Here is a 22,308-nt window from a genome sequence, read left to right on the forward strand (position 1 = left end):
TCAAGGAGTCGGGACCGGGTCCCACCGGGGCCCGGAGCCCGTCGGCGGCAGCGTCGGCTCCGGGTCCGTCGCGATCCGTGCGTGCAGGTGGACGTCCCGGAACGCGTCGTGCCGCCCCGACTCGAACATCGCCTCCCGCAGGGTCCCCTCGTAGGGGAACCCGCACCGCTCGGCGATCCGGCAGGACGCGTCGTGGCCGAGGGCGTGACCCAGTTCGATGCGGTGCAGACGGACGGCGCCGAAGACGTAGCGGGCGGCCAGGGCGAGGGCACGGGTGGCGACCTGGTGGCCGCGGGCCTCCGGAAGGACCCAGTAGCCGACGATGCCGACGCGTATGACGTGGTTGATGTCGTTGACGCCTATGTGACCCAGGATCGTGCCGGTGGCCGCGTCGGTGATGCAGAAGGAGACGGCGGTGCCCTCGGCGACGCTCTCGGCGCGCGAGCGGAGCGAGTCACGGGCGCTGTCCAGGTCCCGGACGATCTTGACCGGGGTGTTCCAGCGCTGGAACTCCGGGTCGGACAGCCCGCGCAGCCAGGTCGCGACATCGGCCTCGGATTCCGGGTCCCAGGGGCGCAGCCGCAGACCATGGCCGTCGAGCACGGGGAAGGGCTGGGCGAGGGGCTTCTCGTGAACGTCGGGCATCCGGCCATTATTCACGGGGCCCACAGGGGTTCAGGAAGTGGTTTTCGACACGGCTCAAGGAGAGGGGGCGGCGGAAGAAGGAGGCGGGACGGCGTCGGACCGTGGCCGGAACACGGGCACCCCCGCCCTGAACGTGACCTCCAGCCCCATCCCGATCCGCAGCGCCTCGTTCTCGCACTCCACCACCTCGGTCATCATGCGCGGCCCCTCCGCGAGGTCGACGACCGCGGCGACGTACGGCACTCGCTCGCCGAACGGCGGGAGGTCGTTGCGGTGCACGACGGACCAGGTGTAGAGCGTGGCGTGCCCGCTCGCGGGCCGCCAGCGCACGTCTTCGCTCCAGCAGTGCGGGCAGAACTCCCGGGGGTAGTGGTGGGCCCGGTCGCAGCCCGCGCAGTGGCGGATCAGCAGCCGGCCCTCCGCCGCCGCGTCCCAGTACGGCCGGGTGAAGGCATCGACTTCGGGCAGATCGAATCGCGCCCCACCTGGCGCCCGCGACCTGTCCGCGGCACTCACTTCGCCCGACGCGCGCTCCCCGCTCACGAGCGCACCCCGACCCCGATCGACCCGCGCCTCACGAGAACAGGCCGATCGCACTGTCCAGCGACCACGTCTGCCATCCCATCCCGAAGAAGGCGACGACCGAGATCAGCGCCATCATCGCGTTCTGCCCCTGCTCGGCCCAGTCGTGGATCATGAGCGTGAAGTACAGGACGTTGAGGAGCAGTCCGCCGACCAGCGCGATCGGCGTCAGGAACCCGGCCACCAGTCCCAGCCCGAGGGCCAACTCCGCGTACACGACGACGTACGCCATCGTCCGCGGCCGGGGCGCGACCACGACGTCGAAGCCGGAGCGCACCGCGTTCCACCGGTGCTTGCCCGCGACGTCCGCCGCCCACGCGATCCCGGTCCCCCGCTCGAACCAGCCCTTCTTGTCCTTGTGCCGCCAGCTCTCCAGCCACCACAGCCCGAGCCCGATCCGCAGCACGGCCAGCCACTCCGCTCCGCCGAGCCAGATCGTGTCCATGGCAGTCCACGCCCCCTTCGGTTTCTGACGGTACGTCAGTTCAGCGCACGGAGGACGCCCGCGCAAGAGGCGTACGCCACCCTCCCCTTCACTCATCCCCCCGCTTCGAACACAACCGAGTGACCTACGCCACCAGCCCCACCCACTCCTCCTACAGCCGTGATCAGTTCGCAACCGATTCCGGGCTTGACCGAGACCTATCAAGTGACGACGTGATTACGCTCGCGCACATGGCCGACTCGACTACTTCCTCCACACCCCGCCCGGTGCCGTCCCACGAAGACCGCCCCGTGTACGTCATCGGCGGCGGCCCCGGGGGGCTCGCGACGGCGTACGCGCTGCGCGCCCAGGGCGTACGGGCCGTCGTACTGGAGAAGTCCGACCAGGTCGGAGCGTCCTGGCGGCGCCACTACGACCGGCTGCACCTGCACACGACCCGACGCCTGTCCGGCCTGCCCGGCCTCGCGATGCCGCGCTCCTTCGGGCGGTGGGTCTCGCGCGACAACGTGGTGCGCTACCTGGAGAAGTACGTCGAGCACCACCAGCTGGAGATCGTCACGGGCGTCGAGGTCTCGCGCGTCGAGCCCGCCCCGGGTGGCGACGGCTGGCTGCTGCACGCCACCGGCGGCCGCGAGCTGACCGGCAGCGCCGTGGTCGTCGCCACCGGCCACAACCACACCCCGCGCCTGCCCGACTGGCCCGGCCGCGACACGTACACCGGCGAACTCCTGCACGCAGGCGACTACCGCAACCCCGCTCCCTACGCCGGCCGTGACGTCCTCGTCGTCGGCGTCGGCAACACCGGCGCCGAGATCGCCGTGGACCTGGTCGAGGGCGGCGCCTCCCGGGTACGGCTCGCCGTGCGCACCGCGCCGCACATCGTGCGCCGCTCCACGGCCGGCTGGGCCGCCCAGTTCACCGGGATCCTCGTACGACGGCTGCCGGTGCGCCTTGTCGACGCACTCGCCGGGCCGATGGCCAAGGTCAGCGTGCCGGACCTGGCGGCACAGGGGCTGCCCCGCCCCGACACCGGCCTCTACTCCCGCGTCAACGAAGGCTCCATCCCCGTCCAGGACGTCGGCCTCATCAACGCCGTCCGCAAGGGACGGGTCGAGGTCGTGGCCGCGGTGGAGGGCTTCGAGGAGGACAAGGTCGTCCTCGCCGACGGGAAGCGCATCGGCCCGGACGCCGTGATCGCCGCGACGGGCTACGTACGCGCACTGGAGGGCATCGTCGGCCACCTCGACGTCCTCGACGGGCGTGGCCACCCGGTCGTGCACGGCGCCCGCACCCCGAAGAAGGCACCCGGCCTCTACTTCACCGGCTTCACCAACCCCATCAGCGGCATGATCCGCGAACTCGCCCTCGACGCGGAGAAGATCGCGAAGGCGGTCGCGAGGACCGCGGAGAAGGCGGAGAGGGCGGCGCAGAAGGCAACGTCGAAGGCGGCGGCGAAGACGCGGGCGACGGCAGGGGCGAAGACAGAGGCGAAGACGGAGGCGCGCGACACGGGGGACACCCGCGCCGCGCACTGAATCACCGTCAGTTGACGGCGAGCACCGCCGTGTTGTTCGTGGTGTCCGGGTCGAAGGCGAAGTCTCCGAACTCGGGATGGATGCTGACCTCACCGGTCGTGCCGGGCACCACCGTGTCGATCCGCAGCTGGAAGGCGTAGGTGCGCTCGGTGCTCCCGGACACCCCCAGTACGGGAGAGCACAGTCTTGACTTGCTCCTCGGGCTGGCCCGAGGATTCCGGCCTTCTCGTCCGTTGCTGTGCCATTACGCGGCACGGGGTTCGGGCGGGAATCCGTGGCTTCCTGCTTCGTCGCGCTGTGCCGGGACGAGTCCTGGTCTTACCTGCGCTCCACAGGCTGTCACCGCCAGTCCGGCGGCCGTTTTCACGTTCTTCGCCGCATTGTGGTCCCGGTCATGGACCGTGCCGCATGCGGGGCAGGTCCACTCCCTGATGCTCAGGGGTTTGGGACCGTCCTTGATGCCGCAGGCCGAGCAGGTCTGGGAGGTCGGCTCGAATCTGCCGATCTTCACCAGGGTGCGCCCGTACCTGACCGCCTTGTACTCCAGCATGGCCACGAACTGTGCCCAGCCCGCGTCATGCACGCTCTTGGCCAGCCTGGTGCGCGCCAGCCCCTTGACCGCCAGGTCCTCCACACCGATCGCTTGGTTCTCGCGGATCAGCTGCGTGGAGAGCTGGTGATGGAACTCGCGGCGCGCGTCGGTCACCTTTGCGTGGGCGCGGGCAACCTTCAGGCGGGCCTTCCCCTGGTTCTTGCTGTCTTTCTGTTTGCGGGACACGTCCCGCTGGGTCTTCTTCAGCTTCTTCTCCGCGCGGCGCAGGAACCGTGGGGAGCCGATCTTCGTGCCGTCGGAGAGAACGGCGAAGTGGGTCAGGCCCAGGTCGATGCCGACGCTCTGGCCACTGTCGGGCATCCGGGCAGCGTCGGCGGCCGGGTCGGTGTCGATGACGAAGGACGCGAAGTACCGTCCGGCCGCATCCTTGATCACGGTGACGGAGGAGGGGGCAGTGGGCAGGTTCCGCGACCACTTCACCTTCACCGCACCGATCTTCGGCAGGTTCAGCCGCCCGCTACCGGTGATCGACCAGCGGGCATTGGTCGTGAAGCGGATCGACTGACGGTTGTCCTTGCGGGACTTGAACCGGGGCGCACCCACCCGCGTGCCCTTACGGGCCCCCTTGAGGGAGGCGAAGAAGTTCCTGTAGGCAGCCTCGGCGTCGCGCAGAGCCTGCTGGAGCACCACGACGGAGACTTCTCCCAGCCAGCGCCGCTCCACGGTCTGCTTCGCCTCGGTGATCAGCTTCTTGGACAGCTCACCGGCCGTCGGGAAGGCTGCGCCCGCCTTCCGGGCATCCTCACGGGCGCGCACCGTGTCGTTGAACACGACGCGGGCGCACCCGAACGCCTGGGCCAGGGCGGTGCACTGGGCCGTGTCCGGGTACAGGCGGAAGCTGTACCGAAGCTGCATGGCGGCCACGATAGATACCCGGGTTATCGGCGAGATGCAGAAGATCAGAACTGGCCGGCACTGCGCTTTCGTGGTGTATGTCCACTTGGTCTTCGTGACCAAGTTCTGGCACAAGGTGCTCACAGATGGTCACCCGACGCGGATGGAAGAGATCATGCGGTCGGTGTGCGCGGACTTCGAGTGCGAGCCGGTGGAGTTGGGCGGCAAGGACAACCACGTCCACCTCCTGATGAACTATCCGCCCAAGATCGCCGTCACCAAGCTCGTCAACTCCCACAAGGGCACCCCCTCCCGCCGCCAGGACAGGACAGGACAGGTCATAGATGATTAAGGCCACTTGAAGGTTGCACACGGGCCGGGAGAAACACGCAGGCACTCGCACTCCGACGGGTTCCAGTTCTTCGCGCGACGGGTACGAACCAGATCCCCGCCGCCCAGCCTTTTGCTTGCACAACGGTTCCTGACGCGGCGTCAGTTAAGTAATCTGACAGAGCGTCAGTTAATTGGCTGTCACACAGGAGCGGGCGGACCGATGCTTGGATCAACCCACGGCACCCTCACCACCGACTCCCGCCGGGCCCGCGTCATCGCCTGCGGCGAGCAGCCCTCACCCGTCGTGCACGGCCGCCCGGCCGACGTCGACGACCTGGACGTCAGCGGCCGTCCGCTGTACGCCGACGTACCCGATCTGGACCGCTTCTTCCGTCCCGAGTCCGTGGCCGTCGTCGGCGCCTCGGACGCCGAGGGCCGGCCCAACACCGGCATCACCCGGCAGCTGATCGCCTGGGCCGAGCGGGTCGGCGCCCGGCTGCACCCGGTGCACCCCACCCGTCAGTCCGTCTTCGGCATCCCCTGCTCCCCTTCCCTCGCCGACCTGCCCGAGCAGATCGATCTGGCCGTGCTCCTCGTCGGCGACCCGCTCCCCGTGATCGGGGAACTGGCCGAGGCCAAGGTGAAGTTCGCCGTCGCCTTCGCCTCCGGGTTCGCCGAGACCGGGGCCGATGGCGCCACCGCGCAGGCCCACCTCGCCGCCGCCGTCCGCCGCGCCGGCCTGCGGCTCCTCGGGCCCAACACCAACCTCAACGCCTTCGAGAAGTTCCGCGACGATCTCGACGGTCCCGCGATCGCCCTCATCACCCAGTCCGGACACCAGGGCCGTCCGGTGTTCGCGATGCAGGAGCTGGGCGTACGGCTCTCCCACTGGGCGCCCACCGGCAACGAGGCCGACCTCGAGACCGCCGACTTCATCTCCTACTTCTCCGAGCAGCCGGAGATCGGCGCGATCGCCTGCTATGTCGAGGGGCTGAAGGACGGCCGCTCCTTTCTGCTCGCCGCCGACCGCGCCGCCCGCCGCAAAGTGCCCGTCGTCGCCGTCAAGGTCGGCCGCACCGAGACCGGCGCCCGCACCGCCGCCTCACACACCGGCAAGCTGACCGGCGCCGACACGGTGGTGGACGCGGCGATGCGGCAGTACGGCGTGATCCGCGTCGACGGGCTCGACGAACTCCAGGACACCGCCGCCCTGTTGGCCCGTGCCCGCGCCCCGCGGGCCGAGGGTGTCGTCGTCTATTCGATCTCGGGCGGCACGGGGGCGCACTTCGCCGACCTGGCGACGGCGGCGGGGCTTCCGCTGCCCAGTCTTTCCGCCCCCAAGCAGGCCGAACTGCACCAGTGGATACCCGAGTACCTGAGCGTGACCAATCCCGTCGACAACGGCGGGCACCCGGTCGGCGACTGGCGCGGGCGGAAGATCATCGACGCGATCCTCGCCGACCCGGAGGTCGGCGTACTGATCTGTCCCATCACCGGGCCCTTCCCTCCCATGAGCGACAAGCTCGCGCAGGACCTGGTGGACGCGGCGGAACAGACGGACAAGCTGGTGTGCGTGGTGTGGGGCTCGCCGGTCGGCACCGAGGCCGCCTACCGCGAGACGCTGCTCGGCTCGTCGAAGGTCGCCACCTTCCGGACCTTCGCCAACTGCATCACGGCCGTGCGCGCCTACCTGGACCACCATAGGTTCGTCGCCGCCTACCGCTCCCCCTTCGACGAGGCTCCCCGCACGCCCTCGCCGTCCTTCCGCAAGACGCAGGCGCTGATACGGCCGGGGCAGCAGCTGAGCGAGCACGCGGCGAAGCAGCTGCTGCGCGCCTATGGGATCCGGGTGCCGCGCGAGCAGTTGGTGACCAGCGCGGCGGCGGCCGTGCGCGCGGCGAGTCTCGTCGGCTACCCCGTGGTCATGAAGGCGTCCGGCGCCCAGATCGCCCACAAGACCGAACTGGGTCTGGTGAAGATCGGACTGACCTCCGCCAGCCAGGTCAGGGATGCCTACCGCGAGCTCACCGACATCGCGCGCTACGAGGGGATCTCGCTCGACGGGGTGCTGGTGTGCCAGATGGTCGAGCGGGGGGTGGAAATGGTCGTGGGCGTCACGCACGACCAGCTCTTCGGGCCGACCGTGACCGTCGGTCTTGGCGGCGTGCTCGTCGAGGTGCTGCGGGACGCGGCCGTCCGCGTGCCGCCGTTCGGCGAGGACCAGGCTCGGGGCATGCTCGGCGAACTGCGCGGGCGGGCCCTTCTGGAGGGCGTGCGCGGGGGGCCGCCGGTGGATGTGGACGCGCTGATCGAGGTCGTCATGCGCGTACAGCGGATGGCGCTGGAACTCGGGGACGACATCGCCGAGCTCGACATCAACCCGCTGATGGTGCTGCCCAGGGGCCAGGGAGCGGTGGCGCTGGACGCGCTGGTCGTCTGCCGCTGAGCGCCCACGCCCCAGCCCCGGCCCCAGCGGCAGCACCCGCCGCATCGCCCCCCGTAAAAACCGGAGCATCCCCATGACGTCCTCCCCCGAGAATTCTGCCGAGAAATCTGCGGATCCCCTCGACTCATTGGTACTGCACGCCACTGACAATCACGTCTCGTGGATCACCCTCAACCGCCCCGAAGCCCTCAACGCCATCACTCCTGACCAGCGCGAACGCCTCATCCAGCACCTCTCCCACGCCTCCTGTGACCCGGACGTACGCGCCGTCGTGATCACGGCGACCGGACGTGGCTTCTGCGCGGGCGCGGACCTGCGCGGAGGACCGTCGGCCGGGGGGCCGGGGGCCGGGGAACCTGTGGCCGGGGGACCTGTGGCCGGGGAGCGGGTGGCCGGGGACGTGGCCCGCATGATCCGGCTCGGCGCCCAGCGCCTGATCGGCGCGGTCCTCGACTGCGAGAAGCCCGTGATCGCGGCGGTCAACGGCACCGCGGCCGGCCTCGGCGCCCACCTCGCCCTCGCCTGCGACCTCGTACTCGCCGCCGATTCCGCCAAGTTCATCGAGGTGTTCGTACGCCGCGGCCTGGTCCCCGACGGCGGCGGCGCGTATCTGCTGCCCCGGCTCATCGGCCCCCAGCGCGCCAAGGAACTGATGTTCTTCGGCGACGCGCTGACGGCGGCGGACGCGGCACGGCTCGGGCTCGTCAACAGGGTCGTCCCACCGGACGATCTGGAGAAGACCGCCCGCGACTGGGCCGAGCGCCTGGCCACCGGCCCGACCCGTGCTCTCGCCCTCACCAAACAGCTGGTCAACGCCTCCCTCGACACCGACCGCACCACCGCCTTCGCCGCCGAAGCCGCCGCCCAGGAGATCAACATGACCACGGCGGACGCGACCGAGGGCGTGGCCGCCTTCGTGGAACGCCGAACCCCCCGCTACCAGGGCCGCTGAGCCAGTCCCAACCCTTCCCACTCCTTCCCACCCCTTCCTATCTGACACTCCGTCAGCTTCAATGGGTGGTGTGATGGGACACGCAGGGATGGCGGCCGCCGCCGTCCGTTATCTCAGGTCGGCCGGGGCTTCCACCGTCGCGGGACGTGTGGAGGCACTGCCGCGGCCGGAGTTGCGCGCGGTGGGGGACGATGAGCGGGCGCCGGTCGATCAGGCGGCGTTCCGGCGGGTGTTGGGGAACTTCGCGACGGGCGTCACCGTCATCACCGCGCCGGGCGTCCAGGGCGAGACCGGCGGCGGGGGGCCGGCCGGGTTCGCCTGTCAGTCGTTCGCGTCGCTCTCGCTCGACCCGCCCCTGGTCTGCTTCATGGTGGGGCGTACGTCCACGACCTGGCCGCGGATCGCCCGCGCGGGCGTGTTCTGTGTGAACGTGCTGGAGGCACACCAGGGCGAGTTGTGCCGCGGGTTCGCGGTGAGCGGGGCGGACAAGTTCGCCGGGGTCGTGTACGACGCGGCGCCCGTTTCCGGTTCGCCGCGTCTCGCGGGCGCCGCGGCCTGGGTCGACTGCACGATCCACGCGGTGCACACCGGTGGGGACCATCTGATCGTGGTGGGACGGGTGGACGCGCTCGGCGCGAGCGACGGTGACGACGTCGCGCCGCTGCTGTTCCACAAGGGGCGGTTCCTCTAGCTCGTCGGCAGGCCGCCCGGTCGGGGGGGGCCGGAATCGTCAGGCGACCGCCGGTATCGCGGGTGCGCCCGTCGCGGGGCGTCGTCGGATCACCAGTGCCATCAGGGCCGCCGCCGCGCACAGCGCGCCCGAGGCGTACCAGACCACGTCGTACGAGCCGAACGCGTCCCGCGCCACACCGCCGAGGAAGGCGACGAGGGCGGCGCCGACCTGGTGGGAGGCGAGGACCCAGCCGAAGACGATGGCGCTGTCCTCGCCGTACTGCTCGCGGCACAGGGCCAGGGTGGGCGGGACGGTGGCGACCCAGTCGAGGCCGTAGAAGACGATGAAGAAGATCATCGGGGGATGGACGGTGGGGGCGAGGAGCATGGGGAGGAAGAGAAGGGAGAGGCCGCGCAGCGCGTAGTAGACGGCGAGCAGCCGGCGCGGTTCGAAGCGGTCGGTGAACCAGCCGGAGGCGACCGTTCCGACCACGTCGAAGACCCCGATGACCGCGAGCAGCGAGGCCGCCGCCGTGATGGGCATCCCGTGGTCGTGGGCCGCGGGCACGAAGTGCGTCTGGACCAGGCCGTTCGTCGAGGCGCCGCAGATCGCGAAGGTGCCGGCCAGCAGCCAGAACGGGCCGGTGCGGACGGCGGAGAGCAGGACCGTCACCGCGCGCCGGGCGGCGCCCTGCACGGGCGCGGGCTTCGGTACGAACTCCGCCGACCCGTACGGCTTCACGCCCACGTCCGCCGGGTGGTCCCGCAGCAGCAGCCATACGAAGGGGACGACCGCGAGCGCCGCGAGGGCCACCGTCACCGCGGCCGGGCGCCAGTCGTGCCGGGTGACGATCCAGGAGAGGAGCGGCAGGAAGATCAGCTGGCCGGACGCCGAGGCAGCCGTCAGGATGCCCGTGACCAGGCCCTTGCGCGCCGTGAACCAGCGGTTGGTGACCGTCGCCGCGAAGGCCAGCGCCATGGAGCCGGATCCCAGGCCGACCAACAGGCCCCAGCAGAGCAGCAGCTGCCAGGCCGCCGTCATCCACACGGTCAGACCGGAACCGAGCGCGATCACCATCAGGGCGACCGCCACCACCCGCCGGATGCCGAAGCGGTCCATCAGTGCCGCCGCGAACGGCGCCGTCAGCCCGTACAGCGCGAGGTTGATGGACACCGCCGCGCCGATCGTGCCGCGCGACCAGTGGAATTCCTGGTGCAGCGGGTCGATCAGCAGACCCGGCAGCGAACGGAAGGCCGCCGCGCCGATGATCGTCACGAAGGTGACGGCGGCGACGAACCAGGCACGGTGGATGCGGACGCGGGGAGCGGAGGCGCGGGCCGGCTCGATGGAGTCGGTCGGCTCGGTGGAGTCGGTCGGCTCGATCGCGTCGGTGGAGTCGGTCGACTCGGTGGGGCGGGGGTCCTCCGCTGCTGCGGCGCCCCCCGGGGAGGCGGCATCGGTTGTCTGGGTCACGACATAGAGCTTCGGGCCTGCCGTTCCCGCGAACGAGTGGCCCGAAGGACAGCATTCGCTAGGATCGGGCCATGGACTCTCACGGTACGCATCCTCGCCACCGCGTCGTCGTCCTCGCCCTCGACGGGCTGCTGCCCTTCGAACTCGGCATCCCGCAGCGCATCTTCGGCAAGGCACGCGACGCCGACGGGCGGCCGCTGTACGAGATCGTCACCTGCTCGGTCCGGCCGCCCGGCCCCGTCGAGACGGACGCCGACTTCGCCGTCCTCGTCGCGAACGGCCCCGAGGCCCTCGCCACCGCCGACACCGTCGTCGTCCCCGCCTCCTACGAACTCGGCCCCGTCCACGAGGAAGGCGTCCTCACCCCCGAACTGGCCGCCGCCCTCGCCCACATCCGCCCCGGCACCCGCCTCGTCTCCATCTGCACCGGCGGCTACGTCCTCGCCGCCGCGGGCTACCTCGACGGCCGCCCGGCCACCACCCACTGGATGCACGCCGAGCACTTCCAGCTGCTCTTCCCGAAGATCAAGGTCGACGCCGAAGTGCTCTTCGTCGACGACGGCGACGTCCTCACCTCCGCCGGTGTCGCCGCGGGAATCGACCTGTGCCTCCATCTCGTACGCCGTGACCACGGCACCGCCGTCGCCAACGACGTGGCCCGCCGTACCGTCGTACCCCCGCACCGCGACGGCGGGCAGGCGCAGTACATCCAGCGGCCGGTGCCGGAGCCGCAGGCGGCCACCACGACCGCCGCCCGCGCCTGGGCGCTGGCCCGACTCCATGAGCCGATCCAGCTGCGCGACATGGCCGAACAGGAAGCCATGTCCGTACGCACCTTCACGCGCCGCTTCCGCGAGGAGGTCGGGGTCAGCCCCGGGCATTGGCTGACCCAGCAGCGCATCGAACGGGCCCGGCACCTGCTGGAGACCAGCGACCTGTCCATCGACCAGGTCGCGCGGGACGCCGGCTTCGGCACGGCCCAGTCGATGCGGCAGCACCTACAGGCGGTGCTCGGGGTCACCCCCACCGCGTATCGGCGCACCTTCCGGACCTCCGGGGCCTCCACGGTCGAGGGCCCCGGCGGGGGCCCGGGTGAGGGATTGGCCGGGAGATCGGTTGAGGGTGACGTCGCCCGTCTCGGACGGGGAATGCGGGGCGAAGCCCCCGCCTGAGGGGCGCGGGGAACTGCGCGACCAGCCCCCACCGGGCCCGCAGCCAATCGAACCGCCCCCCTAGAACGTCAGCACCGCCCGCGCCACCCTCCCCCCCTCCGCATCCTGCGCCGCCTTGTCGAAGTCCTCCACCGGATAGGTCCGGGTGACCAGTTCGTCCAGGAGGAGGCGGCCTTCCCGGTAGAGGTCGGCGTACAGGGCGATGTCCCGCTGGGGGCGGGAGGAGCCGTAGCGGCAGCCCAGGATGGACTTGTCGAGGTACATGGAGGAGACGAGGAAGGACGCCTCGGCCGTGGCCGGGGGTACGCCCAGGAGGACCGCCTGACCGTGGCGGTCCAGCAGGTCGATCGCCTGGCGGATGAGTTCGACGCGGCCGACGCACTCGAAGGCGTGATCCGCCCCCGTGGGAAGGATGTCCTTCACGGCCTCCGTCGACGTCAGGAAGTGCGTCGCGCCGAAGCGCCGCGCCACGGCCTCCTTCGCCGGGTTGGCGTCGACCGCGACGATCTTCAGGGCGCCCGCGATCCGCGCGCCCTGAAGAACGTTGAGCCCGATCCCCCCGGTGCCGATGACGAGGACGGTGTCCCCCCGGTCCACCCTCGCACGGTTCAGGACCGCGCCCACCCCCGTCAGGACGCCGCATCCGATCAGCGCGGCGGACGGGAGGGGGATGTCCTTGGGGATACGGACGACCTGGACGGCCTTCACCACCGTCCGTTCCGCGAACGCGGAGTTGGACGCGAACTGGTACAGCGGCCGCCCGCCCCGCGCGAACGGCTGCCGCGGCATCCCGATCGCCTTGCGGCACATCGTCGGCCGCCCCCGGTCGCACTCCGCGCACGCCCCGCAGTTGGCGAGGGTGGAGAGCGCGACATGGTCGCCGGGGCGGACATGGCCGACGCCCGCGCCCACCGCCTCGACGACCCCCGCGCCCTCGTGCCCCAGGACCACGGGGACGGGAAAGGGGATCGTCCCGTCCACGACCGACAGGTCGCTGTGACAGAGTCCGGCCGCGGAGATCGCGACCTGCACCTCGCCGGGCCCCGGATCCCGTATCTCCAGGTCGTCCACGACCTCGGTCCATTTACCGTCGAAGACCACGCCTCGCATCGCGACTCCCTCAGCCCTTGGGTTCCCTCGGCAGGCCGAGCACGCGCTCGGCGATGATCGTGCGCTGGATCTCGTCCGAGCCGCCGTAGATGGTGTCGGCCCGGCTGAACAGGAACAGGTGCTGGGAGGAGTCGAGTTCGTACGGTGCCGCGGCCGACCAGTCCCCGGGGCCGGTCGCGGCCTCCGCGCCCCGCACCCGTACCGCCAGTTCACCGAGCCGCTGGTGCCAGCGGCCCCACAGCAGCTTGGCGACGCTGGGCGCGCCCGCGTCGCCCGAACCGCCCAGCGTCCGAAGGGCGTTCCAGCGCATCGTGCGCAGCTCCGCCCACTGGCGTACGAGGTGGTCGCGGACGACCGGGTCGGCCGCGGCGCCCGTGGCGACGGCCGTCTCGATCACCCGGCCCAGCTCCTGCGCGAAACCGATCTGCTGGGCCAGGGTCGAGACCCCTCGTTCGAAACCGAGGAGGCTCATGGCGACCTGCCAGCCGTTGCCCGCACCGCCGACCACGTGCTCGGCACGCGCCACCGCCCCGTCGAAGAAGACCTCGTTGAACTCGCTCGTGCCGGTGAGCTGGCGGATCGGGCGGACCTCGACGCGGCCGGGCTGGTCCATCGGGACGAGAAGGAAGGACAGGCCGTGGTGGCGGGCCGACCCCGGTTCCGTACGGGCGAGGACGAAGCACCAGTGCGCCTCGTGGGCGAGCGAGGTCCAGATCTTCTGGCCGCTGACGCGGTACGTGTCGCCGTCCCGTACCGCGGCCGTACGGATCCCCGCCAGGTCCGAGCCCGCGCCGGGTTCGCTGTATCCCTGACACCAGAGTTCCTCGCCGCGGGCGACCGGCGGCAGGAAGCGGGCCTTCTGTTCGGGGGTCCCGTGGGCGATGAGGGTGGGGGCGAGGAGCTTCTCGCCGATGTGGCCCGAGCGGGCCGGGGCCTTGGAGCGGGCGTACTCCTCGGCCCAGACGACTTGTTGGGTCAGGCTCGCCCGCCGGTTGCCGTAGCCGTCCTCCGCCCAGCCGAGGCCGATCCAGCCGCCCCGGCCCAGTTCCCGCTCCCAGTCCTGGCGGACGACCGGCTCACCGACCGGGTGAGCGCTCAGCCAGTCCCGTGCCGTGCGCCGGAAGGCCTCGTCCTCGGCGTCGAATCCGAACTCCATGTGTCCCCCTCGCCCACGGGCCCAACAGAACAACGGCACTTCACGCGTTCGGCCGCGCCTTGCGCGCCGCCGCCCGCGCCATCGCCTCCACCTGTTCCAGCAGGGGCATGGGGTCCACGCCCACGGTCCCCGGCAGGAAGTCCGCGATCCGCTCGGGAGTCCAGGGGCCGCCCTCCGCGTACCCGGCGCGCAGCTCCCGCGGCTGTGCCCACACCGCGATCTTCGGGCCGGCGATCGTGTAGACCTGCCCGGTGATGCGTTCCTCGCGGGCACGGTCGGAGAGGAGGTAGACCACCAGCGCGGCCACGTCCTCCGGTTCGCCGATCTCCTTCAGCTCCATGGGGACATTGGCCGACATGCGGGTACGGGCGACCGGTGCCACCGCGTTCGCCGTCACCCCGTACTTGTGCAGGCCCAGTGCGGCGCTGCGGACCAGCGAGATGATCCCGCCCTTCGCCGCGCTGTAGTTGGCCTGCGCGACCGAACCCTGGTGGTTGCCGCTGGTGAAGCCGACCAGGGTGCCCGCGCCCTGTTTGCGCATGACCGCCGAAGCCGCCCGGAAGACCGTGAACGTGCCCTTCAGATGGGTGGCGACGACGGGGTCCCACTCCTCCTCGGACATGTTGAAGAGCATCCGTTCACGCAGGATGCCGGCCACGCACACCACTCCGTCGATACGTCCGTACGAGGTCAGTGCCGCGTCGACGACCCGTTGGCCGCCGGCCATCGTGGAGATGTCGTCGGCCACCGCGACCGCTTCCCCGCCCGCCGCCTCGATCTCCTTGACCACGGTGTCGGCGATCGAACTCGTCGGCTCGGCGCCTTCGATGGACACCCCGTAGTCGTTGACGACGACCCGTGCGCCCTCCGCCGCCGCGGCGAGCGCGACGGCGCGGCCGATCCCGCGGCCCGCCCCCGTCACGGCGACGACCTTTCCTGCCAAGAAGTTCCCCACGTCCGGCCCCTTCCCGCAGTTTCTGACGGTCCGTTAGATTCGGTCTCCTCGGATTCTACGACCCGTCAGATACCCGGAGACAAGCCCCGCGGAGGACTCATGTCACTTCCGGTCGAGTTCCACGACATCGCCAAGCGCGTGAACAACTGGGGGCGTTGGGGCGCCGACGACGAGATCGGGACCCTGAACCTCATCACCGACGAGGTGGTACGAGAGGCCGTCGCCTGCGTCCGCACGGGGCGGCGCGTTCCGCTCGCGCTCCCGCTCCAGCAGGACGGGGTGCAGACCGGGATGATCCCCGGGCGGATCAATCCGCTGCACGTCATGGTGCAGATCAACCAGGAGATCTTCGGTCCGGGAACGGTCGCGTGCAGCGACGACGCCGTGACCCTGGGACTCCAGGCAGCGACCCACTGGGACGCGCTCACCCATGTCTCGCACTCCGGAAAGCTCTACAACGGCCGCCCGGCCGGCACGATCACCCCGCACGGCGGCGCCGAGTTCAGCGGCATCGACAAGCCCCGGCACATCGTCTCGCGGGGCGTCCTGCTCGACATCCCGCGCGCGCGGGGCGTCGACCGCCTCGACGGCGGGCACCCCGTGACCCCCGAAGACCTCGACTCGGCGGAGGAGTTGGCGGGCACCCGGGTGCGGTCCGGGGACATCGTGCTCGTACGGACCGGGCAGATCCAGGTCTGTCTGGCCGGCGACAAGCACGCGTACGGGTATCCGTCACCCGGGCTGTCGATCCGTACGCCCGAGTGGTTCCACGCGCGCGATGTCGCGGCCGTCGCGAACGACACTCTCACTTTTGAGATCTTCCCTCCCGAGATCGAGGACCTGTGGCTGCCCGTGCACGCGCTCGACCTGGTCGAGATGGGGATGCTGCAGGGCCAGAACTGGAATCTCGAAGAGTTGTCCACAGCCTGTGGACAAGAGAATCGCTACACCTTCCTGCTGTCCGCGATGCCGGAACCCTTCGTGGGCGGCACGGGGACCCCGGTGGCACCGGTCGCCATCCTCTGAGGTGAGCGCCTGGATCCCCTGGGACTCCCGGGGAAAAGGGTCGGCTGGCGGCGCGCCACTGCGCGCCCCGAGCACGGCATCGCGCGCCGCCATCCGGTTCCGGCGTACCCGCCCTGCTCCCTGTGGCCCTGTAGGAGCCGACGCCGAATCACGACTCGCACTCGCCGAGGGCTCCCGTCACCGAAGCCCTCGTCGTCCCCTCGCGGCGAATCGCTGAACACAAGCGTGATCAAACGGACACGTCACGTCAACACCCGTTCGGGGAATTATCACTTACGCGCCCTTTGCGAAGGCGCGCACGGAAGCACATCCCGGCGCACTCGGCCCCCACCCGGGCCGCGGAAACGGAACGCGTGCACAGATGCACGAACCGTGCTCCCGCACCGGAGCCACCAGAGGTACGGGTGCGGGTACGGCCGCGGGCTAGACCGCCTCGTACGCCTCGTACGCGAAGTCCTCATAGGAGGAGGCCGCGTACGCGACCCCCGCCCGGGTTCCCTGCGTACAGCGGTCGACCTCGCACCAGATGCTCTTGCCCGCACCCTCGGGGTTCCAGCCCCAGCGGTCCGCCAGGCCGTCGACCAACTCCAGGCCGCGGCCGTTGGTCTCGTCGCCCTCGGCATGCCGGGGTACCGGGGGGCGGGCACTGGAGTCGGCCACCTCCAGGCGGACGGTGCCGATGGACTCACCGAGGACGCCCGGCAGGGACAGCCGCAGCACGGCCGGACAGCCGGTGTGCACCACGGCGTTGGTGACGAGTTCGGAGACGAGCAGGATCAGCGTCTCGGCGAGCGGTTCATCGACCCCTATCCCGGACCCGGCGAGCCGCGAACGGGCCCACCTCCGAGCTCGCCCCACCTCCGCGGGGTCGGGCCGGATCTCCAGCTGCACTTGAAGCACCTGCACCGCTCACACCATCCGAACCGGCGGACACATCGCCTCGCGCCTCACGAGGGCCACGATCGTGGCCATGACCTGCATGACCAGAACCAGGATCACGGAACGTGATTCCCTTGAGAGACAGCATGGTTGACGTACAGTCACCCCAACAAGCGCTTCGGGCATATTCCAGCGCGAAGGAGTACGCGTGCGGCATACTGTGCGACGCTCGCCACGGGGAGTCGAACAGGCAGTCACGGGGGTCCGCACTGCCTTGCGAGCGGCGAGCATCGCCGCATCCGGCGCGGCCTCAGAGGCAACACCGGGATCACTCGATCTCGGAACCACTCGCATCCCACACAAGGTACCCGAGCCCGCCGCCGACTCCAGGCCGTGACAAGTCACGCATAGGACACAACCCGATATCAACGCTCTGTAATTCCGGTATGCCACGATCCGCGACATTCATTGCGCCCCTTTCCGGACCGTGCCTGCACAGAGCCCTATCGGCCCACTCCGGACACCAGGTCGGCCGCCAACAACTCCTCACTCTCCGTAGCCATTCCCGTGCGTTGAGTCCGCGTCCAAGCCCGCTTCAGATACAGGTGGACGTCGGACTCCCAGGTGAAGCCCATGCCGCCGTGCACCTGGAGGCAGTCGCGGGCGCCACGCACGGCGGCCTCGTCGGCGAGCAGCCGGGCCGCCGCGATGTCCACGGGGTCGGCCGTGACGGCGGCGGCGTAGACCGCGGCGCGCGCCAGTTCCATCCGCACCAGCATCTGCGCGCACAGGTGCTTGACCGCCTGGAAGGCCCCGATCGGCTGCCCGAACTGCTCGCGGGTCCGGGCGTGTTGCACGGCCGTCTCGCAGGCGCGGGCGGCGGTGCCGAGCTGTTCGGCCGCCGTGAGGAGCGAAATGAGGGCAGTCGTGGGGAGTGCGCCGGTGGAACCCACGGGGCGTACGCCGGTGAGACCGGTCCCACCGGATACGGGTACCCGGTGCAGCGGTGTCAGCGGGTCCACCGGCCGCAGCGGCTCGGCGCCGGTCGCGTCCCCGCGTACGACGTCCGCCTCGGCCAGCCACTCCACCAGGCCGCCGCCGTCGACGGCCGTCACCACGGTCTCTCCGGTGGCGGCCCCGTCCACCACGCCCGCCGCGAGGTGCGTGGCGATCAGCGGGCCGGGCAGCAGGACCCGCCCGGCCTCCTCGAAGGCGAGCACCGTCTCCGGGAGGCCGAGTCCGACGCCGCCGTCCGCCTCGGGCAGGCGCAGTGCGAAGAACCCGGCCTCGCCGAGCTCGCGCCACAGGGCCCGGTCGAGCCTCGGCCCCTCGTCCACGGCGGCACGCAGCCGCTCCCTGCCGAACCGCGCCGCGAGCAGCTCGCGCACTCCCGCCTTCAAGGCTCGCTGGTCGTCCGTGAGTTGGAAGTCCACGGGGAAGTGCTCACCGTCCCTTCGGCAGGCCCAGGATCCGCTCGGCCACGATGTTGTGCTGGATCTGCGAGGTGCCGGCCGCGATGGTGTACGACAGGGAGCTGAGCCGGTCGAGGGTCCACTCCCTGCCCAGGTCCAGCGCCTCGGGCCCGAGAACCTCGGCGGCGGCGTCGTACAGCTCCTGCCGCGCGTGTGAGTACCTCAGTTTGAAAACCGAACCGCCGACCCCCGGCACTCCCCCGTTGCGCTGTGCCTCGCTCACGTTCCACTGGGTGAGCCGCCACAGCGCGCGGAACTCGGCGTTGAGCCCGCCCAGCCGCCGCCGGAGTGCCGGATCGTCCCAGCGGCCGCTCTTCCGGGCCTCGCGCGCGACCTCCCCGAGCACCCGTCGGCAGGCCACGACCTCCCCCACGAAGGCGGTACCGCGCTCGTACGACAGGGTCACCATGGTCACGCGCCAGCCGTCGTTCTCGGCGCCGACCCGGTGCGTCACGGGCACCCGCACCTCGTCGAGGAAGACCTCCGCGAACTCGGTCGAGCCCGCGAGGGTGCGCAGTGGCCGGACGGTGATCCCGGGCGCGTCCATCGGCATCGCGAGCCACGAGATGCCGCGGTGCTTCGGGGCCGCCGGGTCGGTCCTGACCAGCAGCTCGCACCAGTCGGCGACCTCGGCGTGGGAGGTCCAGATCTTGGACCCGCTCACTACGTAGTCGTCGCCGTCCCGCCACGCGCGGGTGCGCAGCGCCGCGAGGTCCGAGCCGGCGTCCGGTTCGCTGAACCCCTGGCACCAGACCTCCTCGCCGCGCAGCACCGGCGGCAGCCAGCGCGCCCGCTGTGCGGGGGTCCCTTCGGAGGCGATGGTCGGCCCGGCGTGCAGCAGTCCGACGAAATTGGCCCCTACGTAGGGGGCGCCCGCCTTTTCCGTCTCCTCCAGGTAGATCAGGTGCTGGGTCGGCGTGGCGCCCCGGCCCCCGGCGTCGACCGGCCAGTGCAGCCCCGCGTACCCGGCGTCGTACAGCATCCGCTGCCACCCGAGGTCGTACGCCCGCCGGCCGGGCCAGTCGCCCGGGGACGGTTTCGGGGGCAGTGACGGGAGCACCTCGGCGAGCCACTCCCGCAGCCGGGCGCGGAACTCCTCCTCCTCGGGGGTGTACGTGAGGTCCATGGGGCCGCTACTTGTCGAGGTCCAGGTCGAGCATGCGGATGGCGTTGCCGCGCATCAGCTTGTGGACGGTCTCGTCGTCGAGGCCCTTCACATGGTCGAGCGCGACCTCCTTGGTGTGCGGGAAGGTCGAGTCGACGTGCGGGTAGTCCGTCTCGAAGGTCGCGTTGTCCCGTCCCACGACGTCCAGCGAGGCGACGCCGTGCTTGTCGCGGAAGAAGCAGCAGAAGATCTGCCGGTAGTAGTACGTCGAGGGCGGCTCCGGGATGAGGTCCCGGACGCCGCCCCAGGCGCGGTGCTCCTGCCAGACGTCGTCGGCGCGCTCCAGGGCGTACGGGATCCAGCCCATCTGCCCTTCGGAATAGGCGAGTTTGAGGCGTGGGAACTTCACCAGCACCCCGCTGAAGAGGAAGTCCATCATCGAGGCCATCGCGTTGTTGAAGGACAGCGAGGCCTGTACGGCGGGCGGCGCGTCCGGGGACGCGGCAGGCATCTGCGACGAGGAACCGATGTGCATGTTCACGACCGTCCCCGTCTCCTGGCAGACCGCGAAGAACGGGTCCCAGTAGCCGGAGTGGATGGAGGGCAGGCCGAGGTGGGTGGGGATCTCGGAGAAGGTCACCGCCTTCACTCCGCGCGCGGCGTTGCGCCGGATCTCCGCGACCGCCAGTTCGATGTCCCACAGCGGGATGAGGCACAGCGGGATCAGCCGGCCGCCGCTGTCACCGCACCACTCCTCGACCATCCAGTCGTTGTACGCGCGCACGCAGGCCAGGGCCACTTCCTTGTCGTGCGCCTCGGCGAACGTCTGCCCGCAGAAGCGGGGGAAGGTCGGGAAGCAGAGGCTTCCCTCGACGTGGTTGAGGTCCATGTCCTTGAGCCGCTCGACGGGATCCCAGCAGCCGCGCCGCATCTCCGCGCGCGTGATGCCCTCCAGGGTCATCTCGTCGCGGTCGAAGCCGACGGCGGCGATGTTGCGCTTGTACGGGAACTTGAGGTCCTCGTAGATCCACCAGTCGGTGGGCGGGCCGTCCGGGTCCATGGTGATCTGGTACTTGCCGCCGACGTAGGCGAGTTCACCGATGCCGGCCGTGAGGGGCTTGGGTCCCCGGTCCTGGTACTTCTTCGGCAGCCAGGTCTCGAAGAGGTGCGCGGGCTCGATCACATGGTCGTCGACGCTGATGATGCGGGGCAGTTCGGTCATGGTTCCCCTCCGCCTGGCGTACATATCTGATGGGTCGTCAGATTCTCACTTCCTCAGCAGGCTAGTCCCGCACCCCTGGACCGACAAGGCGCCGAGCCCTACGCTCTGCGCACGATCTGACTGTCCGTCAGTTTCATCACGGTCACAGGGGGCCGCCGCCGTGAACGACACCGCCCACGCACTGAGCGCATCCCGCACCCTCTGGGAACTGGTCGCCCGCCGGGCCGACCTCACCCCCGACCGCCCGGTCCTCCTCCAGGGCGAGCGCACCCTGAGCTTCGGCGCGTTGCGCGAGGGCGCCGAGCGGGTGGCGGCGGGCCTGTACGACATGGGCGTACGCCCCGGCACGGTGGTCGCCTGGCAACTGCCCACCCGTATCGAGACCGCCCTGCTGTCCTTCGCCCTGGCCCGCCTCGGCGCCGTGCAGTCCCCGGTGATCCCCTTCTACCGCGACCGCGAGGTCGGCTTCGCGCTCAGGGAGTCCAAGGCCGAGTACTTCGCCGTGCCGGGCGAGTGGCGCGGGTTCGACCACACGGCGATGGCTCGGCGGCTCGGTGCGAAGGGTGTCTTCGAGGCGTACGACGTGCTGCCGGACGGCGATCCCGCCGTGCTGCCCGCTCCGCCCGCCGAGGGCACCTCGGTCCGCTGGATCTACTGGACCTCGGGGACGACGTCCGACCCCAAGGGCGTCCTCCACACGGACCGTTCACTGATCGCGGGCGGGTCGTGTCTCGCCCATGCGCTGCACCTGTCGGCCGACGACGTGGGCTCGATGGCCTTCCCGTACGCGCACATCGCCGGGCCCGACTACACGGTGATGCTGCTGCTGTACGGCTTCCCCGCGGTGATGTTCGAGCACTTCGCGCTGCCGGAGGCACTGGCGGAGTACCGGCGGCACGGGGTGACGGTGGCGGGCGGTTCGACGGCGTTCTACTCGATGTTCCTCGCCGAGCAGCGCAAGCGGCCGTCCGAGCCGGTCGTCCCCACGCTGCGGCTGCTGGCGGGCGGGGGCGCGCCGAAGCCGCCCGAGGTGTACCACTCCGTCGTCCGGGAGATGGGCGTGCAGCTCACCCACGGGTACGGGATGACCGAGGTCCCGATGATCACGATGGGGGCTCCGGACGACACGGCCGAGAACCTCGCGACGACGGAGGGCAGGCCGCCGGCGGGCATGGAGATACGGATCGTGGACGGCGAGGTACGGCTGCGCGGGGAGGCGGTCTGCCAGGGGTATCTGGACCCGGCGCAGACCGCCGAGGCCTTCGACGAGGACGGGTTCCTGATCACCGGCGACGTCGGTCATCTGACGGAGAGCGGGCACCTCGTCCTCACCGGGCGCCTGAAGGACGTCATCATCCGCAAGGGCGAGAACATCTCGGCGAAGGAGATCGAGGACCTGCTGCACCGGCACCCGGCGGTCGGCGACGTCGCGGTGATCGGCCTCCCGGACGCCGACCGCGGCGAGCGGGTCTGCGCCGTGGTCGAACAGCCCCCGGGCGCCGACGAACTGACGCTCGCCGTCGTGGTCTCGTACCTGCGCGAGGAAGGACTCTCCGTCCACAAACTCCCCGAGCAGCTGGAGGTGGTGGACGCCCTCCCCCGCAACGAAACGCTCCGGAAAGTACTCAAGTACAAGCTCCGGGAGCGGTTTTCGGGGGTGGGATGAGGGGGCACGGACTT

The 22,308-nt window shown here is 70.6% G+C and carries 21 protein-coding genes; 8 read left to right on the top strand and 13 right to left on the bottom strand.

Annotated features, from left to right (window positions below; genetic code table 11):
• Genes ACZ69M_RS31505 through ACZ69M_RS31515 form a run of 3 tightly spaced genes read right to left on the bottom strand, consistent with a single transcriptional unit; the run spans position 1 to position 1,672 of the window.
• Complete coding sequence (locus tag ACZ69M_RS31505; RefSeq protein ID WP_470055147.1) at positions 1–645, bottom strand: GNAT family N-acetyltransferase; 645 nt, start codon at positions 643–645, stop codon at positions 1–3.
• A gap of 54 nt (positions 646–699) precedes the next feature.
• The gene (locus ACZ69M_RS31510) at positions 700–1,161 is read right to left on the bottom strand and encodes a Zn-ribbon domain-containing OB-fold protein (protein WP_470055557.1); all 462 of its coding nucleotides are present in this window, start codon (positions 1,159–1,161) and stop codon (positions 700–702) included.
• A gap of 58 nt (positions 1,162–1,219) precedes the next feature.
• The gene (locus ACZ69M_RS31515) at positions 1,220–1,672 is read right to left on the bottom strand and encodes a hypothetical protein (protein WP_060898543.1); all 453 of its coding nucleotides are present in this window, start codon (positions 1,670–1,672) and stop codon (positions 1,220–1,222) included.
• Positions 1,673–1,902: 230 nt separating this feature from the next.
• Between ACZ69M_RS31515 and ACZ69M_RS31520 the strand changes: the two genes are divergently transcribed.
• Positions 1,903–3,207, top strand: coding sequence for a flavin-containing monooxygenase (locus ACZ69M_RS31520; protein WP_470055149.1), 1,305 nt, complete (start codon positions 1,903–1,905; stop codon positions 3,205–3,207).
• A 7-nt stretch (positions 3,208–3,214) separates the two neighbouring features.
• On the opposite strand, the gene ACZ69M_RS31525 is transcribed toward ACZ69M_RS31520, so the two are convergent.
• Together ACZ69M_RS31525 and ACZ69M_RS31530 are read right to left on the bottom strand one after the other, a co-directional pair.
• Complete coding sequence (locus ACZ69M_RS31525; RefSeq protein WP_470055151.1) at positions 3,215–3,370, bottom strand: hypothetical protein; 156 nt, start codon at positions 3,368–3,370, stop codon at positions 3,215–3,217.
• Positions 3,371–3,451: 81 nt separating this feature from the next.
• Positions 3,452–4,675: an RNA-guided endonuclease InsQ/TnpB family protein gene (locus tag ACZ69M_RS31530; protein ID WP_470055153.1), complete on the bottom strand. Its 1,224-nt coding sequence runs from the start codon at positions 4,673–4,675 to the stop codon at positions 3,452–3,454.
• Between the two features lie 34 nt (positions 4,676–4,709).
• Here ACZ69M_RS31530 and tnpA point away from each other — a divergent pair, with 34 nt between their 5' ends.
• The 4 genes from tnpA to ACZ69M_RS31550 all read left to right on the top strand — a co-directional run bounded on the left by tnpA (position 4,710) and on the right by ACZ69M_RS31550 (position 9,076).
• On the top strand, positions 4,710–5,006 hold the full coding sequence (gene tnpA / locus ACZ69M_RS31535) for an IS200/IS605 family transposase (protein ID WP_470055559.1): 297 nt from the start codon (positions 4,710–4,712) through the stop codon (positions 5,004–5,006).
• Positions 5,007–5,207: 201 nt separating this feature from the next.
• Positions 5,208–7,433: an acetate--CoA ligase family protein gene (locus ACZ69M_RS31540; protein WP_470055155.1), complete on the top strand. Its 2,226-nt coding sequence runs from the start codon at positions 5,208–5,210 to the stop codon at positions 7,431–7,433.
• A gap of 73 nt (positions 7,434–7,506) precedes the next feature.
• Positions 7,507–8,385, top strand: a complete 879-nt coding sequence (locus ACZ69M_RS31545) for an enoyl-CoA hydratase/isomerase family protein (RefSeq protein ID WP_470055157.1) — start codon at positions 7,507–7,509, stop codon at positions 8,383–8,385.
• Between the two features lie 73 nt (positions 8,386–8,458).
• The gene (locus ACZ69M_RS31550) at positions 8,459–9,076 is read left to right on the top strand and encodes a flavin reductase family protein (protein ID WP_470055159.1); all 618 of its coding nucleotides are present in this window, start codon (positions 8,459–8,461) and stop codon (positions 9,074–9,076) included.
• Positions 9,077–9,115: 39 nt separating this feature from the next.
• Here ACZ69M_RS31550 and ACZ69M_RS31555 read toward each other — a convergent pair whose 3' ends face one another.
• The gene (locus ACZ69M_RS31555; protein WP_470055161.1) at positions 9,116–10,531 is read right to left on the bottom strand and encodes an MFS transporter; all 1,416 of its coding nucleotides are present in this window, start codon (positions 10,529–10,531) and stop codon (positions 9,116–9,118) included.
• 71 nt (positions 10,532–10,602) lie between these two features.
• Here ACZ69M_RS31555 and ACZ69M_RS31560 point away from each other — a divergent pair, with 71 nt between their 5' ends.
• A complete protein-coding gene (locus ACZ69M_RS31560) occupies positions 10,603–11,703 on the top strand; it encodes a GlxA family transcriptional regulator (protein WP_470055163.1) in 1,101 nt (366 codons plus the stop codon).
• A gap of 60 nt (positions 11,704–11,763) precedes the next feature.
• Here the strand turns inward: ACZ69M_RS31560 and ACZ69M_RS31565 are convergent, their stop codons facing one another.
• Genes ACZ69M_RS31565 through ACZ69M_RS31575 form a run of 3 tightly spaced genes read right to left on the bottom strand, consistent with a single transcriptional unit; the run spans position 11,764 to position 14,924 of the window.
• Positions 11,764–12,813 (bottom strand): Zn-dependent alcohol dehydrogenase, encoded by a 1,050-nt coding sequence (locus ACZ69M_RS31565; RefSeq protein WP_470055165.1) that lies wholly within the window; start codon positions 12,811–12,813, stop codon positions 11,764–11,766.
• Positions 12,814–12,823: 10 nt separating this feature from the next.
• Positions 12,824–13,969 carry an acyl-CoA dehydrogenase family protein gene (locus tag ACZ69M_RS31570; protein WP_470055167.1) on the bottom strand — a complete coding sequence of 382 codons (1,146 nt, stop codon included), beginning with the start codon at positions 13,967–13,969 and terminating at the stop codon, positions 12,824–12,826.
• Between the two features lie 40 nt (positions 13,970–14,009).
• Positions 14,010–14,924, bottom strand: a complete 915-nt coding sequence (locus ACZ69M_RS31575) for an SDR family oxidoreductase (protein ID WP_470055169.1) — start codon at positions 14,922–14,924, stop codon at positions 14,010–14,012.
• A 99-nt stretch (positions 14,925–15,023) separates the two neighbouring features.
• On the opposite strand from ACZ69M_RS31575, the gene ACZ69M_RS31580 reads away from it, so the two are divergent.
• On the top strand, positions 15,024–15,950 hold the full coding sequence (locus tag ACZ69M_RS31580) for a cyclase family protein (RefSeq protein WP_470055171.1): 927 nt from the start codon (positions 15,024–15,026) through the stop codon (positions 15,948–15,950).
• 423 nt (positions 15,951–16,373) lie between these two features.
• On the opposite strand, the gene ACZ69M_RS31585 is transcribed toward ACZ69M_RS31580, so the two are convergent.
• The 4 genes from ACZ69M_RS31585 to ACZ69M_RS31600 form a co-directional block, all read right to left on the bottom strand.
• Entirely contained in the window at positions 16,374–16,856 is a 483-nt protein-coding gene (locus ACZ69M_RS31585; RefSeq protein WP_470055173.1) for an ATP-binding protein, read from the bottom strand.
• A 476-nt stretch (positions 16,857–17,332) separates the two neighbouring features.
• Positions 17,333–18,262, bottom strand: a complete 930-nt coding sequence (locus ACZ69M_RS31590) for an acyl-CoA dehydrogenase family protein (RefSeq protein WP_470055175.1) — start codon at positions 18,260–18,262, stop codon at positions 17,333–17,335.
• A 10-nt stretch (positions 18,263–18,272) separates the two neighbouring features.
• Positions 18,273–19,427, bottom strand: coding sequence for an acyl-CoA dehydrogenase (locus tag ACZ69M_RS31595; RefSeq protein ID WP_470055177.1), 1,155 nt, complete (start codon positions 19,425–19,427; stop codon positions 18,273–18,275).
• Between the two features lie 7 nt (positions 19,428–19,434).
• Entirely contained in the window at positions 19,435–20,628 is a 1,194-nt protein-coding gene (locus tag ACZ69M_RS31600) for an amidohydrolase family protein (protein WP_067372012.1), read from the bottom strand.
• Positions 20,629–20,788: 160 nt separating this feature from the next.
• On the opposite strand from ACZ69M_RS31600, the gene ACZ69M_RS31605 reads away from it, so the two are divergent.
• On the top strand, positions 20,789–22,294 hold the full coding sequence (locus tag ACZ69M_RS31605) for a class I adenylate-forming enzyme family protein (RefSeq protein ID WP_470055179.1): 1,506 nt from the start codon (positions 20,789–20,791) through the stop codon (positions 22,292–22,294).
• The last annotated feature ends 14 nt before the right edge of the window (positions 22,295–22,308 follow it).

This window comes from Streptomyces sp. NPDC107454 (assembly GCF_055582885.1).

Excerpts from the sequence above, each read along its gene's own strand:
- ACZ69M_RS31505 (WP_470055147.1), bottom strand. The coding sequence starts at position 645 with ATGCCCGACGTTCACGAGAAGCCCCTCGCCCAGCCCTTCCCCGTGCTC.
- ACZ69M_RS31515 (WP_060898543.1), bottom strand. The coding sequence starts at position 1,672 with ATGGACACGATCTGGCTCGGCGGAGCGGAGTGGCTGGCCGTGCTGCGG.
- ACZ69M_RS31520 (WP_470055149.1), top strand. The coding sequence starts at position 1,903 with ATGGCCGACTCGACTACTTCCTCCACACCCCGCCCGGTGCCGTCCCAC.
- ACZ69M_RS31530 (WP_470055153.1), bottom strand. The coding sequence starts at position 4,675 with ATGCAGCTTCGGTACAGCTTCCGCCTGTACCCGGACACGGCCCAGTGC.
- tnpA (WP_470055559.1), top strand. The coding sequence starts at position 4,710 with ATGCAGAAGATCAGAACTGGCCGGCACTGCGCTTTCGTGGTGTATGTC.
- ACZ69M_RS31540 (WP_470055155.1), top strand. The coding sequence starts at position 5,208 with ATGCTTGGATCAACCCACGGCACCCTCACCACCGACTCCCGCCGGGCC.
- ACZ69M_RS31545 (WP_470055157.1), top strand. The coding sequence starts at position 7,507 with ATGACGTCCTCCCCCGAGAATTCTGCCGAGAAATCTGCGGATCCCCTC.
- ACZ69M_RS31550 (WP_470055159.1), top strand. The coding sequence starts at position 8,459 with ATGGGACACGCAGGGATGGCGGCCGCCGCCGTCCGTTATCTCAGGTCG.
- ACZ69M_RS31560 (WP_470055163.1), top strand. The coding sequence starts at position 10,603 with ATGGACTCTCACGGTACGCATCCTCGCCACCGCGTCGTCGTCCTCGCC.
- ACZ69M_RS31565 (WP_470055165.1), bottom strand. The coding sequence starts at position 12,813 with ATGCGAGGCGTGGTCTTCGACGGTAAATGGACCGAGGTCGTGGACGAC.
- ACZ69M_RS31570 (WP_470055167.1), bottom strand. The coding sequence starts at position 13,969 with ATGGAGTTCGGATTCGACGCCGAGGACGAGGCCTTCCGGCGCACGGCA.
- ACZ69M_RS31580 (WP_470055171.1), top strand. The coding sequence starts at position 15,024 with ATGTCACTTCCGGTCGAGTTCCACGACATCGCCAAGCGCGTGAACAAC.
- ACZ69M_RS31595 (WP_470055177.1), bottom strand. The coding sequence starts at position 19,427 with ATGGACCTCACGTACACCCCCGAGGAGGAGGAGTTCCGCGCCCGGCTG.
- ACZ69M_RS31600 (WP_067372012.1), bottom strand. The coding sequence starts at position 20,628 with ATGACCGAACTGCCCCGCATCATCAGCGTCGACGACCATGTGATCGAG.